Annotated in this window: 17 protein-coding genes; 7 read left to right on the top strand and 10 right to left on the bottom strand. The window is 65.6% G+C overall.

Annotated features, from left to right (window positions below; genetic code table 11):
- Positions 1 to 214 precede the first annotated feature (214 nt).
- The 5 genes from ACLB6G_RS18670 to argB all read right to left on the bottom strand — a co-directional run bounded on the left by ACLB6G_RS18670 (position 215) and on the right by argB (position 4,719).
- Entirely contained in the window at positions 215 to 679 is a 465-nt protein-coding gene (locus ACLB6G_RS18670; protein WP_410357736.1) for a DUF3237 domain-containing protein, read from the bottom strand.
- 35 nt (positions 680 to 714) lie between these two features.
- Positions 715 to 2,010 (bottom strand): TRAP transporter large permease, encoded by a 1,296-nt coding sequence (locus ACLB6G_RS18665; protein WP_410357735.1) that lies wholly within the window; start codon positions 2,008 to 2,010, stop codon positions 715 to 717.
- Positions 2,007 to 2,552 (bottom strand): TRAP transporter small permease, encoded by a 546-nt coding sequence (locus ACLB6G_RS18660; RefSeq protein ID WP_410357734.1) that lies wholly within the window; start codon positions 2,550 to 2,552, stop codon positions 2,007 to 2,009. Before ACLB6G_RS18660 ends, ACLB6G_RS18665 begins: the two co-directional genes overlap by 4 nt.
- Positions 2,553 to 2,623: 71 nt before the next feature.
- Positions 2,624 to 3,643 carry a TRAP transporter substrate-binding protein gene (locus ACLB6G_RS18655; protein ID WP_410357733.1) on the bottom strand — a complete coding sequence of 340 codons (1,020 nt, stop codon included), beginning with the start codon at positions 3,641 to 3,643 and terminating at the stop codon, positions 2,624 to 2,626.
- A 176-nt stretch (positions 3,644 to 3,819) separates the two neighbouring features.
- On the bottom strand, positions 3,820 to 4,719 hold the full coding sequence (gene argB / locus ACLB6G_RS18650; RefSeq protein WP_410357738.1) for an acetylglutamate kinase: 900 nt from the start codon (positions 4,717 to 4,719) through the stop codon (positions 3,820 to 3,822).
- 117 nt (positions 4,720 to 4,836) lie between these two features.
- On the opposite strand from argB, the gene ACLB6G_RS18645 reads away from it, so the two are divergent.
- From ACLB6G_RS18645 to msrB, 4 genes are all read left to right on the top strand, one after another.
- The gene (locus tag ACLB6G_RS18645; RefSeq protein WP_410357732.1) at positions 4,837 to 5,382 is read left to right on the top strand and encodes a sigma-70 family RNA polymerase sigma factor; all 546 of its coding nucleotides are present in this window, start codon (positions 4,837 to 4,839) and stop codon (positions 5,380 to 5,382) included.
- Positions 5,379 to 6,092, top strand: a complete 714-nt coding sequence (locus ACLB6G_RS18640) for an anti-sigma factor (protein WP_410357731.1) — start codon at positions 5,379 to 5,381, stop codon at positions 6,090 to 6,092. The genes ACLB6G_RS18645 and ACLB6G_RS18640 overlap by 4 nt, the downstream gene beginning before the upstream one ends.
- Positions 6,093 to 6,198: 106 nt before the next feature.
- On the top strand, positions 6,199 to 6,750 hold the full coding sequence (locus ACLB6G_RS18635) for a fasciclin domain-containing protein (protein WP_410357730.1): 552 nt from the start codon (positions 6,199 to 6,201) through the stop codon (positions 6,748 to 6,750).
- 167 nt (positions 6,751 to 6,917) lie between these two features.
- The gene (msrB, locus tag ACLB6G_RS18630) at positions 6,918 to 7,418 is read left to right on the top strand and encodes a peptide-methionine (R)-S-oxide reductase MsrB (RefSeq protein ID WP_410357729.1); all 501 of its coding nucleotides are present in this window, start codon (positions 6,918 to 6,920) and stop codon (positions 7,416 to 7,418) included.
- A 6-nt stretch (positions 7,419 to 7,424) separates the two neighbouring features.
- Here the strand turns inward: msrB and ACLB6G_RS18625 are convergent, their stop codons facing one another.
- The 3 genes from ACLB6G_RS18625 to ACLB6G_RS18615 all read right to left on the bottom strand — a co-directional run bounded on the left by ACLB6G_RS18625 (position 7,425) and on the right by ACLB6G_RS18615 (position 9,978).
- Positions 7,425 to 8,924, bottom strand: a complete 1,500-nt coding sequence (locus ACLB6G_RS18625) for an amidase (RefSeq protein WP_410357728.1) — start codon at positions 8,922 to 8,924, stop codon at positions 7,425 to 7,427.
- 121 nt (positions 8,925 to 9,045) lie between these two features.
- Positions 9,046 to 9,618, bottom strand: coding sequence for a cytochrome b/b6 domain-containing protein (locus ACLB6G_RS18620; protein WP_410357727.1), 573 nt, complete (start codon positions 9,616 to 9,618; stop codon positions 9,046 to 9,048).
- Between the two features lie 75 nt (positions 9,619 to 9,693).
- Positions 9,694 to 9,978, bottom strand: a complete 285-nt coding sequence (locus ACLB6G_RS18615) for a PepSY domain-containing protein (protein WP_410357726.1) — start codon at positions 9,976 to 9,978, stop codon at positions 9,694 to 9,696.
- Between the two features lie 129 nt (positions 9,979 to 10,107).
- On the opposite strand from ACLB6G_RS18615, the gene ACLB6G_RS18610 reads away from it, so the two are divergent.
- From ACLB6G_RS18610 to ACLB6G_RS18600, 3 genes are read left to right on the top strand one after another with little or no spacing between them, the layout of a single operon-like run.
- On the top strand, positions 10,108 to 10,449 hold the full coding sequence (locus tag ACLB6G_RS18610) for a PepSY domain-containing protein (RefSeq protein WP_410357725.1): 342 nt from the start codon (positions 10,108 to 10,110) through the stop codon (positions 10,447 to 10,449).
- A gap of 1 nt (position 10,450) precedes the next feature.
- Positions 10,451 to 11,110 carry a response regulator transcription factor gene (locus tag ACLB6G_RS18605; RefSeq protein WP_410357737.1) on the top strand — a complete coding sequence of 220 codons (660 nt, stop codon included), beginning with the start codon at positions 10,451 to 10,453 and terminating at the stop codon, positions 11,108 to 11,110.
- Positions 11,107 to 12,498 carry a sensor histidine kinase gene (locus tag ACLB6G_RS18600; RefSeq protein WP_410357724.1) on the top strand — a complete coding sequence of 464 codons (1,392 nt, stop codon included), beginning with the start codon at positions 11,107 to 11,109 and terminating at the stop codon, positions 12,496 to 12,498. The genes ACLB6G_RS18605 and ACLB6G_RS18600 overlap by 4 nt, the downstream gene beginning before the upstream one ends.
- Here ACLB6G_RS18600 and yihA read toward each other — a convergent pair.
- Both yihA and ACLB6G_RS18590 read right to left on the bottom strand, forming a co-directional pair.
- Positions 12,479 to 13,132, bottom strand: a complete 654-nt coding sequence (yihA, locus tag ACLB6G_RS18595; protein WP_410357723.1) for a ribosome biogenesis GTP-binding protein YihA/YsxC — start codon at positions 13,130 to 13,132, stop codon at positions 12,479 to 12,481. The genes ACLB6G_RS18600 and yihA overlap by 20 nt on opposite strands.
- 81 nt (positions 13,133 to 13,213) lie before the next feature.
- On the bottom strand, positions 13,214 to 13,861 hold the full coding sequence (locus ACLB6G_RS18590) for a fasciclin domain-containing protein (RefSeq protein WP_410357722.1): 648 nt from the start codon (positions 13,859 to 13,861) through the stop codon (positions 13,214 to 13,216).
- Positions 13,862 to 13,949: the final 88 nt, after the last annotated feature.

Below are 13,949 nucleotides of genomic sequence, written 5' to 3'. Positions count from 1 at the left end.
CCGGTCAGAGCACTTCGAAAAAGGTGATGCGCACGTGGTCGGACAAGCAATTTCAGCGAAAGTTGCAGACTTTCGCGTCCGCGAAATTGCGTGAAGAAAAGCAGGCCGGTCAGAGCACTTCGAAAAAGGTGATGCGCACGTGGTCGGACAGGCAATTTCAGCGAAAGTTGCAGACTTTCGCGTCCGCGAAATTGTGTGAAGAAAAGCAGGCCGGTCAGAGCACTTCGAAAAAGGTGATGCGCACGTGGTCGGCCTGCCTCGACCCCGTTCCCACGCAGATCATCCGGTTGAGCCAGGCATAGCGTTCGTCGCCGGTCTCGAAGCGCGGATGCGTCCGCATGTAATAGCGCGACGGGTCGACGGCCTCGCCGCGCCCGAGCGCCGCGATCACATCGGCGGGACCGTGGCGGAAGCCGAAATTGCGGATGTCGATGATCGCGCCGTCATGGGTCTGCATGGAATAGCGCGTGTCCAGTTCCGCCGTGCCGTCGGCCAGGATCGTCTGCCAGTCCGCGCCCAGGTTGAGGATCTTGCCGCTGAGCCGTTCGCCGCTCACCGTGCCGCCGGTGATCGGAATGATCCGCCGGCGTCCCCGCGGCGCGTCGCCCAGTTCCATGATCGGGGCCAGTTCCACCTTCAGGTCGCACAGGTGCCTCAGTTCCGGCGCGGCTGTGTCCATCGTCTCTCTCCGTCGTGTCTTTGGCGCTGCAGCGCTCACTTCATGGTCATCGGCAGGAACATCACCAGTGCCGGGAAGATGATGAGCAGGATCAGCCGCAGCACGTCCACAGCCACGAAGGGCAGCACGCCGCGAAAGATCGTCGGCAGCTTCACTTCGCGCGCAATCGTGTTGATGACGAAGACGTTCATGCCGACCGGCGGCGTGATGAGCCCCAGCTCCACCGTCATGACGATGATGACGCCGAACCAGATCGGGTCGAAGCCGAGTTGCGTGATCACCGGAAAGACGATCGGCACCAGCAGGATGATCATGGCCATGGCATCCAGGATGCAGCCCATCAGCAGGAAGAAGCCCAGGATGATCGCCAAGGTGCCGTAGGCGCCGAGATCCATCGCCACCAGGAAGGCGGTGATCTTCTGCGGCGTCTGCGTGATCGCCAGGAAATAGCCGAACAGGATGGCGCCGATCAGGATGGTGTAGATGGCGACCGAGGTCCGCAGCGCCTCGACCAGGCTTTCCAGGATCAGCTTCGGCCCGAGGCGTCCGCGCGCGATGCCGATCAGCGCGGTCAGCAGCGAGCCCACGGCGGCGGCTTCCGTCGCGGTCACCACGCCGAAATAGATCGACCCGATGATCGCCAGGAACAGAACCATGACGGCCCAGACACCGCTCAGCGACCGGATGGCCTCGCCCAGGTTGAAGGGCTCGCCTGCCGGCAGTGACCGGGCATAGGCGACGCGCACCGTGACCATGTACATCAGGATGGCCAGCAGCCCCGGCACGACGCCGGCGATGAACAGCTTGCCCACGTCCTGCTCTGTGATGAAGGCATAGACGGCCAGCACGACGGAGGGTGGTATGAGGATGCCGAGCGTGCCGCCCGCGGCGATGACCCCGGCCGCGACATCGTCGCGATAGCCCACGCGCTGCATTTCCGGCAGGGCGATCTTGGTCATGGTGGCGGCGGTGGCCACCGAAGAGCCGCAGATGGCGGCGAAACCTGCACAGGCACCCACGGTGGACAGGGCCATGCCGCCCTTGAACGAGCCGAACCAGGCCTGCCCGGTGCGGAACAGTTCGCGCGACATGCCGGAATTGGTTGCCAGCACGCCCATGAGGATGAAGAAGGGAATGAGGCTGAGGTTGAAATCGGTGATGGTGCGCACCGGCGACTGCGCCAGCAGGTTCAGCGCCGGTTTCCACCCGGTGATCGCTGCGAAGCCGCCCACGCCGACAAGGCCCATGGCGATGCCGATGGGGACGCGCAGCAGCATCAGCGCGAAAAGGACGACGAAGCCGGCGACGGCAACGAGATCGGCGCTGCTCATGGCCGCCGCTCCGTCTCTTCAGGGTCGGCGATCTCCGTGTTCTCGAAATGCTCAAGGGTCGCCCGTCCTGTGGCCACCATGACGAGCCGCGCCAGGATGGCGACATTGGCGAAGGCGACCCCGAGCCAGATGATGCCAAGGAAGATCCATGCCGGCATCCGGAGATCGAACGTGGCCTCGCCGCTGTGATAGGCGCTGGCGACGCGGCCGAACATCTTCCACGTCAGCAGCACCGAGAAGAGCAGCAGCACCGCCCAGGCGAAACTGTCGATCCAGCGCCGCGCGCCGGGTGGCAGCATTTCGGCGACAATGTCCACCTTGATATGCGAGCCTCGATAGCCGACGGAAGCGAACCCCCACATGATGGCGGCGCCGATGAGGAAGCGCGACAGGTCGAAGGCGTCCGGCACCGGCCATGCCAGAAGGTAGCGTCCGATGGCCGAGACGACGATCAGGATCGTGATCAGGGCCAGCAGGACGCCGGCGACGTTCTCGACGGCAAGCGACATGCGCTCCAGCGGGCCGACGGGCGGCTTGGTCATCGCAGGCTCCGGAAAGCTGGTCGTGAAGAGCCGCCGGACGGTCCGGCGGCTCGCAAGTCAGGTCGAAAGGCTCAGAATTTCGCGTCGTGGCGGGCCAGCGCATCCAGGTAATCCTGGTACATCTTGTCCGCGTCGGCGCCCTTGGCCTTGGCCTCTTCCTTCCAGGTGTCGATCAGCGGTGCCGCCGCGTCACGCCATTGCTGTACCTCGTCCGCCGTCGGCTCGTAGATGGTGTGCCCGCCTGCGTCGATCATCTTCTGCCGGCCGGACGCCTCGTTCTCGGCCCAGCCCTGGGAGAACTTGCCGGACCATTCCGCCGTGCAATGGTCGTCGATGACCTTGCGGTTCTCCTCGCTCAGCGCCGCATAGCTGTCCTTGTTCATCAGCATGAGCTGCGCGGAGATGTAGAACGGCATGTCGAGGTGATACTTGGTCTCCGAATCGATGCCGAAGATGTTGATCGAGTTCCACGGGAAGGTGATGGCGTCAGCCGCGCCCTTGGCGATGGCCTCGCGGGCTTCGGGTGCGGGCACCTGCACCGGTGCGCCGCCGAGCGTCGAGATGAAGCGGGCCATGGTCGCATGGGCCGGGCGTACGTTCAGACCCTTGATGTCGCCGGGAACCTTGATCGGGCCCTTGGAATGGATCGTGCCCGGATCGTGCGGATTGGCAAGGCAGTACATCACGTCCGCCATTTCCGTCTCGGCGATCGGCGCATACCACTCGTGCATCGCCACGGCGCCGCGCTGGGCGTTGTTCATGTGGAAGGGAATCTCGACGAGGCTGTAGAGCGGGAAACGGCCGGCCTGGTAGCCCGGATTGGTGTAGGACAGGTCGACGATGCCGTCGCGCGCCATGTCGTAGTGGTCCGGCGCCGCGCCCAGCTGCTGGGCGGGGAAGATGGTGATCTTGATACGCCCTTCGGACGCTTCCTCGATGGACTTGGCCCAGGGCTCGATGCCCAGCGTCTGGATCGGATGGGTGGCCGGCACCCAGTGCGATAGCCGCAGTTCCACTTCGGCCGCCTGGGCCGGGGTCCATGCGGAAAGGGCGGTGGCGGCCGAAAGCACGGCCATGCGAATGGTCTTCATTGCGGTTCCTCCCGAATTGAGCCGGACCGGTCAGCCGGTCGTCAGCCCCGCCACTGTGGCGGAAACGGACGCTCTCCCTGCGTCCGTGTAATTGTTATGGTAGCAAACTATTTCCGATGGGCAAGAAAAAAGGCCGGGTCGCCCCGGCCTCCGTCGCGCGATGGTCCCCTTTCGCCTCAGGGGACGATCAGCGTGCCCGCGCCATGTTCGGTGAAGAGTTCCAGCAGCACCGCATGGGCCGTCTTGCCGTTGAGAATGACCACGCCCTGCACGCCGCGTTCGATGGCCTCGATGCAGGTCTCGACCTTGGGGATCATGCCGCCGGAAATCGTGCCGTCGGCGATCAGGGCGCGCGCGTCCGCCACCGTCAGTTCGTCGATCAGCTTGCCGGACTTGTCGAGGACGCCCGGCACGTCGGTCAGGAACAGGAGGCGCGTGGCCTCCACCGCGCCGGCGATGGCGCCGGCGAACGTGTCGGCATTGATGTTGTAGGTATGCCCGTCGCGGCCCGGAGCGACAGGCGCGATGACGGGGATCATTTCCGAGCGCGCCAGAAGGTCGAGCAGGGTCCGGTCCACCTCGGCCGGCTCGCCCACGAAGCCCAGGTCGAGGATGCGTTCGATATTGCTGTCGGGATCGCGCACCGTCTTGCTGGCCTTCTCGGCGAAAACCATGTTGCCGTCCTTGCCGCACAGGCCGATGGCCCATTCGCCCTCGGCATTGATCATGCGCACGATGTCCTTGTTGATGGAGCCGGCCAGCACCATCTCCACGATCTCCACCGTCTTCTCGTCGGTGACGCGCAGGCCGCCCTCGAACTTGGACTCGATGCCCATCTTGGTCAGCATGGCGCCGATCTGCGGGCCGCCGCCATGCACCACGATCGGATTGACGCCGGATTGCTTGAGAAGCGCGATGTCGCGGGCGAAGGCCTGGCCGAGCGCGGCATTGCCCATGGCGTGGCCGCCATATTTCACCACAACCGTCTTGTTCTCGTAGCGCTGCATGAAGGGCAGGGCCTGGGAGAGGAGGCGGGCCTGGGTTTCTGCGGGGGTGAGATCGGGTTCGTCGGCCATGTCGGTCGTGGTCCTTGCAGCGCTTGTAACGGTCGTGCGCGCCTGATAGCGCGATTGCCTGCCGCCCGCAATCGCGCCGCCATTGTCGGGCATGGCGCCGCGCGCTATCCTCAAGCCATGGACGGTCAGGAAGATGGCATTTCCGAACTCATCGTCAGGACCGGCCTGAAGGACCGGAGCGCCTTCGACCGCCTCTATGAAGCGACAAGCCCGAAACTTTTCGGCATCTGTCTTCGTGTCTTGAACGACAGGGGCGAGGCGGAGGACGCGTTACAGGACATCTATGTCCGGATCTGGATGAAGGCGGACCTTTTCGCCGTTTCCGCTCACAGTCCCATCTCATGGCTCGCGGCGATTGCCCGCAATCACTGCATCGACAGGCTGCGCGCCCGCAAGGCGCCGGCCCGTCCCGTGGAGGAGGTTTTCGACCTTGCCGACGACGCGCCGGGGCCGGAGCGCCTGGCGGATTCGGCGAGCGAAGGACGGCGGATCGACGCCTGCATGGAGGAACTGGAAAAGGCAAGAGCCGAGGCCGTGCGTTCGGCCTATGTCATGGGTTATTCCTATGAGGAACTGGCCGAGCGCCATGGCGTGCCGCTCAACACGATGCGAACCTGGCTGCGCCGCAGCCTGATGAAACTGAAAGAGTGCCTGGAACGATGAACGGCGGAGACGAGCACAGGATGGATGACGGTGGCGATGCGCTGCTCGCCGCCGAATATGTGCTCGGCGTCCTGCCGCCGGACGAGCGCCGCGCATTCGCCGCGCGGCTCGAGGCTGATGGCGGCTTGCGGATGCTGGTCTGGGAATGGGAGCGCAGGCTCTCGCCGCTCGACGCCGCATACCGGGACGTTCCCGCCCCCGCATCTGCCAAGGCCGCCATCGACCGCCGCCTGTTTGCCGGCCCCGACCCTGCTCCGCAAGGCAGATCGCTCTGGAACAGCCTCGCCTTCTGGCGCGGCCTGTCGGTCGCGGCGCTTGCCAGCCTGGCGGTGATCTTCATCCTGCCGTTCTTCGTCGAGCCAGAGCCCGGCCCCGCCCGCTACGTCGCCGCCATGCAGGCCGATGCCTCGCCCGTGCGTTATGTGGCGCTCTATCAGGCTGGATCCGGCAGCATCGACCTGACCCGCCTGGCCGGGGAGCCCGCCGCCGGCCGCGATTTCGAACTCTGGCTGATCGAGGGCGGGAATCCGCCGCGCTCCCTGGGCCTTCTGCCGGATGGCGGGACGGCCCGCATGCCGCTTGCGCCCGCGCTGGCATCCCGCCTGGCCGGCGGCGCGACCCTTGCCATCTCCGACGAACCTGTCGGCGGTTCGCCCACCGGCGCGCCTACCGGCGCCGTGCTGGCCCTGGGCGAATTGCGCGGCATCTGATCTTTTTTTCGTCTTCGCTGAAACTTCTTCTTCCGGCGTCCCGTGACTGTGCAGGACCTCGCAAGGACGAGCGTCGCCAACGATCACCTTCAGTGGGAGAAGAGACATGAAGACCAAGTCCATCGCAATCGCCCTGGCCGGAACCGTCGCGCTTGCAACCGCAGCCTGGGCGGCGAACCCGATGGTCGGCGGTGCGCCGATGTACGAGAACAAGAACATCGTCGAGAATGCCGTCAACTCCAAGGACCACACCACGCTCGTGGCCGCGGTGAAGGCGGCCGGCCTCGTGGACACGCTGCAGGGCGACGGGCCCTTCACCGTCTTCGCGCCCACCAATGCCGCCTTCGACAAGTTGCCTGACGGCACCGTGGAAACCCTGCTCAAACCGGAGAACAAGGACCGGCTGGCGACGATTCTGACCTGTCACGTGGTGGCTGCCAATGCCATGTCCGATGCCATCGAAAAGATGGTGGCCGACGATGGCGGCATGCATCCGGTCAAGACCGTCGGCGGTTGCGAGTTCACCGCCATGGAGAAGGACGGAAAGATCATGATCAAGGACGGGCAGGGCAATGTCGCCACCGTGACGACTGCCGATGTGAAGCAGTCCAATGGCGTGATCCACGTCATCGACACCGTGCTCCTGCCAGCCTCGTAAGCGGCTGGCATGTGACGGGCGGCACTGTTTGCGCCCATCCCCGAAGTGCCGCCCGATCACGAACTTTTGCCCGCCCCGTGACCGTTCTTCGCATCCGATTGATTGGTCATGGACGGGCAAGAGCCTTACATTATCGGTAAACCACGTTCGTACCGGGAGATTCGACAATGACGAACCGCCGCAAACTTCTGACCGGTGCAGCCGCCATCGCGGCCCTTGGCGGCGCGGCTCTTCTTGGCCGTCGTGACAACGCTGTCGCGGGCGAGAAATTCGAGATAACCCTTACCGAAGCCGAATGGCGCGAGCGCCTGACGGAAGAGGAATATGCCGTGCTTCGCGAGGAAGCCACCGAGCGCGCCTTCACCTCCGACCTGCTCGGCGAGAAGCGCAAGGGCACCTACACCTGTGCCGGCTGCGACCTGCCGCTGTTCTCCTCGGAAACCAAGTTTGACAGCAAGACCGGCTGGCCGAGCTTCTGGGAACCGCTGGAAAACGCCATCGGCACGAAGACAGACTACAAGCTTTTCCTGCCGCGAACCGAGGTTCACTGCCGCCGCTGCGGCGGCCACCAGGGCCACGTCTTTGAAGACGGTCCCCAGCCGACGGGCCTGCGTTACTGCATCAACGGAATCGCGCTCGATTTCGTGCCGGACGACAAGGCGGCCTGATCGCGGTCAGGCGGCGCCCGGAACCATGGGCGCGCGCCGGCCAAGCCAGCCGCTCGCCTTTTCCAGTTGCGCGGCCAGCGCGAACAAGGTTTCCTCGCCGCCGATGCGTCCCGCTGCCTGGATGCCGAGCGGCAGCCCGTCATCCGTCATGTGCACGGGCAGGGCAATCGACGGCTGGCCGGTCACGTTCTGTATGGCCGGCCAATGCGTGAACCAAAGGCTCTTGTCGATCATCTGGTCCAGAAAGGGACGAAACTTGAGAAGCGAGGTCAGGCGCAGCCGGTCGAGCATGGCTTCCGTCACCGCGTCGGCGCCGGCAGGATCCATCGCCCCGCAGGCCAGTGGCGGATGGGCGATGACCGGCATCAGGACCGCGTCGAACGGCTCTGTTCGGGTCAGCAGGTCCCGCGACGCCGCCTGAAGGCGTTGCAGCGCTTCCTCCACCGCCGCCGCCTTCTGGACTTCCCCGAAGCGTGCCAGGATTCTCGTGACGCGCTCCAGGTCGCGGTGGACGGGACGACCCAGCCTTGCGGCCTCCATCCGGATGATGCCGGCGTGGGCGCTGGAGACGCAACGGGCGAAATCGGCAATGAAATCGCGATTGACCATCGGCAGGTCGATCTCCTCCACCGCGTGGCCCAGGTCGCGTGCCAGGGTCACGGCGGTGTCCAGTGCCTTCATGGTCTCTTGCGAAATTTCAAGGCCGAGCGGCGATTGCCTGTAGACAGCCAGTTTGAACGGTTTGTGCGCAGCCGAACAGGCAGCGAGAAAGGAGGTCGCCGGCGGCGGCGCCCGGTAGGGCGAACTGGCATCGTGGGCCGACGACAGGTCAAGCAAGGCCGCGCTGTCGCGCACGGAACGCGTCAGCGCGTGTTGCACGGTGAAACCGTGCCAGCTTTCCGAGGCATCCGGCGTGAGCGGCACACGCCCGCGTGAGGGCTTCATGCCAACAAGCCCGGTGCAGGCCGCCGGCACGCGGATCGAGCCGCCCCCGTCGGAAGCATGGGCAACCGGCACCGCGCCAGCCGCGACGAGTGCCGCCGATCCGCCCGATGACCCGCCGGTCACGTGGTTGGTGTTCCATGGATTGCGGGTAATGCCGAAACGCCTTGTTTCGGTCACGAGACGCAGGCCGTATTCCGGAGTGGTCGCCGTCACGAAGGGAACGAGCCCGGCTTTGCGGTAATGCGCGATGACGGTTGCATCCCGGTCCGCGACACGCGGTTCGATGGCGCTGCCGGCATGGACAGGCACGCCCTCTATGCTCACGGCCAGATCCTTGATCGCCATCGGCACGCCGGCAAACGGTGCGCTGCGCTCCACCGTGGCCGCATCCCTTCGCGCCCTGTCGTAGAAACGTTCCACCACGGCGTTGATTCCGGGGTTGACCGCCTCCACCCGTTCGATCGCCAGGTCGAGCAGTTCGGCAGGTGTGACCTCGCCCTTCTGAACAAGCTCCGCGAGCGCCGTTGCATCGAGGCGCGGATACTCTTCCGAAATTGTCATCCTGCTTCCCTCCCGTGTAGCGACATTAGGGAAGCGCCGTGATTTTCGCCAGCATGAAAACCGGCCGCCAATCCGCTGCAAGGCGGATGGCGGCCGGTCGTTGCGCGCGTCGAAACGGGGTTCAGTCCTCCGCGCGCTTGCGCCCCGTGATCATGGCGCGCACGAGGTTCTCGCCATGCTCGACCGAGGCCAGGATCACGCCCGCCACATGAAGGACGACCAGGCCGGTCGTGATCCAGACTGCTGCTTCGTGAACCTCCTCGACCCATTCGACGCCCCAGAAGGCATCGGTCGTCATCGCGTATCCGGATGCGCAGATGGCCGCGATCATCGCCAGGAGGACAAAAACCATCGCGCCGCCCGCCGGATTGTGCCCGAGATGGCGCGGCGCGTTCAGGCTCACGCTCTGCCGCAGGAAGGCAAGCACCTTTGCCGGGCCATGGACGAAACTTGAAAACCGGGCATGGCGGGTGCCGACAAAGCCCCAAACGATCCGTGCCGCGACAAGACCGGCGATTGCGTAGCCGATCCGTTCATGAAGTTTCTCGAACTCGTCTCCGGTGATCCACGCGGCGGCGAAACCCGCCACCAGCGTCCAGTGAAAGATGCGCACGAAGGGGTCCCAGACCTTGACGGTTCTTGTGCGGGAGGGCCGCTGGCTGTTCATTGTGTCGGTAGTCAGGGTGGAGGTCATGGTTCTCGCCCGTCAGGCCGCGAATCGGGGGGCGGGCAGCGCGGATCGCGGCGGAAATCCGCGCTGCCCTCGCGGTCAGTCGTCCTGCTTGACGCGGACGACATCGCCGCTGACCGGATGGAAATACACCTCGACGCGACGGCCCTGCTTGTCCATCGCATAGGCTTCGTAGCAGCCGTCATCGACCTTCACGGAGCGCACGTCATAGCCCATCCCGGCTGCCTTGGCCTTGACGGCGTCCTCGCTCATCCACTGGCTGACGGGCGCGTTGCCGCACCGGTTGTCGTCGTCGGAGGCAAGCGCCGGCTGGATGGCGGCGGCCGTGGCGGAAAGGGCGAGAGCGGTGAGGAGAATGCGCATGGGACAATTCCTTTCTTGTGTTTGACTTGCACCGTTGTTGCGGTGATGCCTTTTTCGCAGGATCCCCGTGACAGGGCGCTGATCGGGGCGTTCAGCGATTTGTCATTCGCCTGGTTGCAAGAAGGACGCATGCGCGCGTTTCGAACTCTCCTGACCGGCTTGCTCTGCGCCCTCCTTGCGGCGGCGCCGGCGCTCGCCGACAGGAAAGGCGGCCGGCCGGACGATGACGACCGCGCCGCACGCCATGAGCGCGCGGCGGAGCGGCGGCAGGAAGGTGAACTCCTGCCGCTGGCCGACATACTCAAGATCCTTCGCGCCCGCTTCCCCGGAAAGGTCCTCGAGATCGAATTCGAGGATGACAACCCGCCCGTCTATGAATTCTATGTGCTGGAGCCCTCCGGCCGTGTCATCGAGGTCGAATTCGATGCCCGGACGGGCCGGTTTCTGGGCCAGGAAACGGATGACGACTGAGATGCGGATCCTGCTGGTTGAGGATGACCCGAAGATCGCGGGCGCGGTGAAGACGGTGCTCGACGCCCAGGGCTACCTGGTCGAGATCGAACGGGATGGCGAGGAGGCCTGGTTCCTCGGCGATACCGAGGACTACGCGGCCGTCATTCTCGACCTCGGCCTGCCCACCATGGACGGCCTTTCGGTCCTCAAGCGCTGGCGCGCCGGTGGCCGGACCATGCCCGTTCTGGTCCTGACGGCGCGTGGAAGCTGGACCGACCGTGTCGAGGGCATCGACGCGGGGGCCGACGATTACCTGCCCAAGCCCTTCGAGATGGAGGAACTGTCCGCGCGCCTGCGCGCGATCCTGCGCCGGTCCGCCGGGCAGGCGCATCCGGTGATCGCCGCGGGAGACGTCATCCTCGACACCCGCCAGATGCGCGTCACGAAGGCCGGTGTGCCCGTGGCGCTGACCCCGCAGGAATACCGGCTCGTCTCCTACCTGATGCATCATGCCGGCCGCGTGGTCGGCCAGCAGGAGCTCGCCGAGCATCTGCAGGCAGAGCATTACGAGCGGGAATCCAATGCCGTCGAGGTGCTTGTCGGCCGTGTCCGCCGCAAGCTCGGGCCCGGCCTTATCGAAACGCGGCGCGGATTCGGATACATCGTGGACGGCGCATGAAGGCGTCGCGCTCGATCCGGCTGAGGCTGTTCGCGCTGGCCGTTGCGGGGATCGTGGCGGCGCTGGCCCTGGCAGGTCTCGGCCTCTCGGCCCTGTTCACCCGCCATGTCGAACGCGGCCATGCACAGGAACTCGATGCGGTCATCGCCGACATCGCGGGAAATCTGACGAACGAGGCGGCAGGCCGTCTCGTACTGCGTCAGGAACCACCGGACCCGCGTTTCGCCGACATCTTCTCCGGTCTTTACTGGCAGGTCAGCAGCGCCGATGGCGCTACGCTGTTGCGCTCGCCCTCCCTGTGGGACAGCAGCCTTGCCTTGCCGGACGACAGGCTCGTTCAGGGGGAAACGCACCAGCATTCCATCGTCGGCCCCGATGGTGGCGACCTGATGCTGCGCGAGGCGCTCTACCGTATCGAAAGCGGCGAGGGACAGGCGCGGCTCCTGCGCATTTCGGCGGCCATCGACCGAGCGGGCGCTATGGCGCTTACCGCCGGCTTCAACCGCGATCTCCTGCCCGCACTGGGTCTTCTTGCCCTGGTTCTGCTCGCCGGTGCCTGGGCCCAGGTCAGCGCCGGGCTGAAGCCGCTCGGCGCCATGCGCACCGCCGTGCAAAGCATCCGTCAGGGCCGGTCGAGGCGTCTGGAGGCCGAAGTGCCGCTGGAGGTCTCGCCACTCGTCGAGGAATTGAACGGCCTACTGGAACGCCAGGAAGAAGACATGCGCCGTGCACGCGACCGCGCGGCCGATCTCGCCCATGGCCTCAAGACGCCGCTGACGGCGCTTGCCGCCGACATCGCGTCCCTGCGTGCGGCGGGGCAGGCGGAGATCGCCGCCTCTGTCGAGGATGTCGCCCAACGCATGCAGCGCACCGTCGAGCGGGAACTGGCGCGCTCGCGGCTGCGCAACAGGCCGGGCATGGCGCGTCCGATTGCCGTCATTCCGGTAGCGGCTGCCATCATGCGCATCCTGGCGCGCACGCCCCATGGCGAGGCCGTGGATTTCCGGCTGGAGGGCGATGAAGGACTGGCAGCGGCCATAGAGGCCGATGACCTGAACGACATTCTGGGAAACCTGCTGGAAAACGCTGCCCGCCATGCGCGCACAAGGGTCGGCCTGTCGGTGGCCCCGGACGGCGGTCAGGTCGTTCTGACCATTAGCGACGACGGGCCGGGCGTCCCCGCCGGAGAGCAGCGGCGTCTCGCCGCGCGCGGCATGCGTGACGATGAGCGCGGCGGCTCCGCCGGGCTGGGGCTGGCCATTGTCACCGACATCCTGTCGGCCTACGGAACCCGTCCGCGCTTCGCAAACCTGGAGCAGGGCGGTTTCGAGGTTGCCGTCCGTCTTCCTGCAGCCCCGCGAGAGGCTGTCAGCCGGCCGTCGCGGTAACGATGGCCTGGCGAAGGTCGTCGAGGCCGCGGTTCTTTTCCGAGGAGGTGGCAAGAACCACCGGAAAGGCGGCGGGCCGCTTCGATATCCGCGACAGCGTGTCGGTCATCAGGTGCGGCACGGCCTTCTCGCCGATCTTGTCGGTCTTGGTCAGCACGATCTGGTAGGAAACGGCCGCCTTGTCGAGCAGGTCCAGCACCTCGTCATCGATCTTCTTGATGCCGTGGCGCGCGTCGATCAGCACATAGACGCGCTTCAGCGTCACCCGTCCGCGCAGATAGTCGAAAACCAGCTTTGTCCAGCGGTCCACCATGTCCTTGGGCGCCTGGGCGAAGCCGTAGCCGGGCATGTCGACCAGGGCCAGCGGCGGCAGGTCGTCCTTGGCCCCGGAAAAGCCGTCGGGCACGAAATAGTTCAGTTCCTGGGTGCGCCCGGGCGTGTTGGAGGTGCGCGCCAGCCCCTTTTGCCCGATCAGCGCATTGATGAGCGAGGACTTCCCGACATTCGACCGGCCCGCGAAGGCGATCTCGGGCGGGCCTTCCGGTGGCAGGAACTTCATGGCCGGCACACCCCGGATGAAAACCCAGGGCCGGGCGAAAAGGGTGCGGGTTTCGTCGGATATCGCGTCGGTCATGGCTTTCGCATCGGTGTTTGTTGGCGGGAAGTCAAGCGCGAACCGGCCATGGAGCATGTCCGGTGGACCTGGTCGAGGCCCTCAGCGAGGGCGAAGCATCCCACCTTCGAGCGCGTAGACGATGCCGTCGCGCGCTTCCGCCACCAGCGAAAACGGCGTCACCTGCGCGCTTTCGTCATAGACGTGCACCCGCTCGTCCACGATCATCAGCGTGATGTTGTCCCGGCTGGCCGTGGCAAGGTTCTCCCGCTGGCGCCGGGTGCTGGTGATGTTGGTCACCATGTCGTCGAGCGTGAACTGCGCGTCCAGCACATGGGCCAGGACCAGCTTGCGCAGGCGGGACTGGTAGGCCTCGCCTTCCGCCCCCGCCATGAAGGCCTCGAAGGCCGGACCGAGAACGGCATCGGTGGGCACGAAGACGGTCATGGGCCCGCCCTCGGTGAAGATGTCCGGGGGGCCGGCCATGTCGACAAGCGTGCTGAACAGCGAGAAGCGCGGGTCCCCGGCGAGGATGTCGAGGACGGATTTCTCCGGTTCGCCCTTACTGGCCGTGGTGGCTTCGGAGAAGTCCCTGGCATCCGGAACCGGTCCGGATTCCTCGATGCTGCCGGCTTCCGGCTGAGCATCGCTCCCCAGGGTGACGATACTGCCCGCGCCATGCGCCACGCCTGGCGCGAACCCCGTGTGCAGGGCAAGGACAAGCAGGGCGAGTGACAGGCGATGCGCCACGGCGGTAGCTCCCTCGTGCTGGCGGATGCGGAACACGATTATGGTATTGCAAAGGTAAACAACTGACCAAGGACGGCGCGACCCGGCC

The organism is Zhengella sedimenti, from assembly GCF_046506625.1.
Lineage (GTDB): Bacteria > Pseudomonadota > Alphaproteobacteria > Rhizobiales > Rhizobiaceae > Zhengella > Zhengella sedimenti.
The sequence above is the reverse complement of the archived record's forward strand: the minus strand, read 5'-3'. Positions and strand labels throughout refer to the sequence as shown.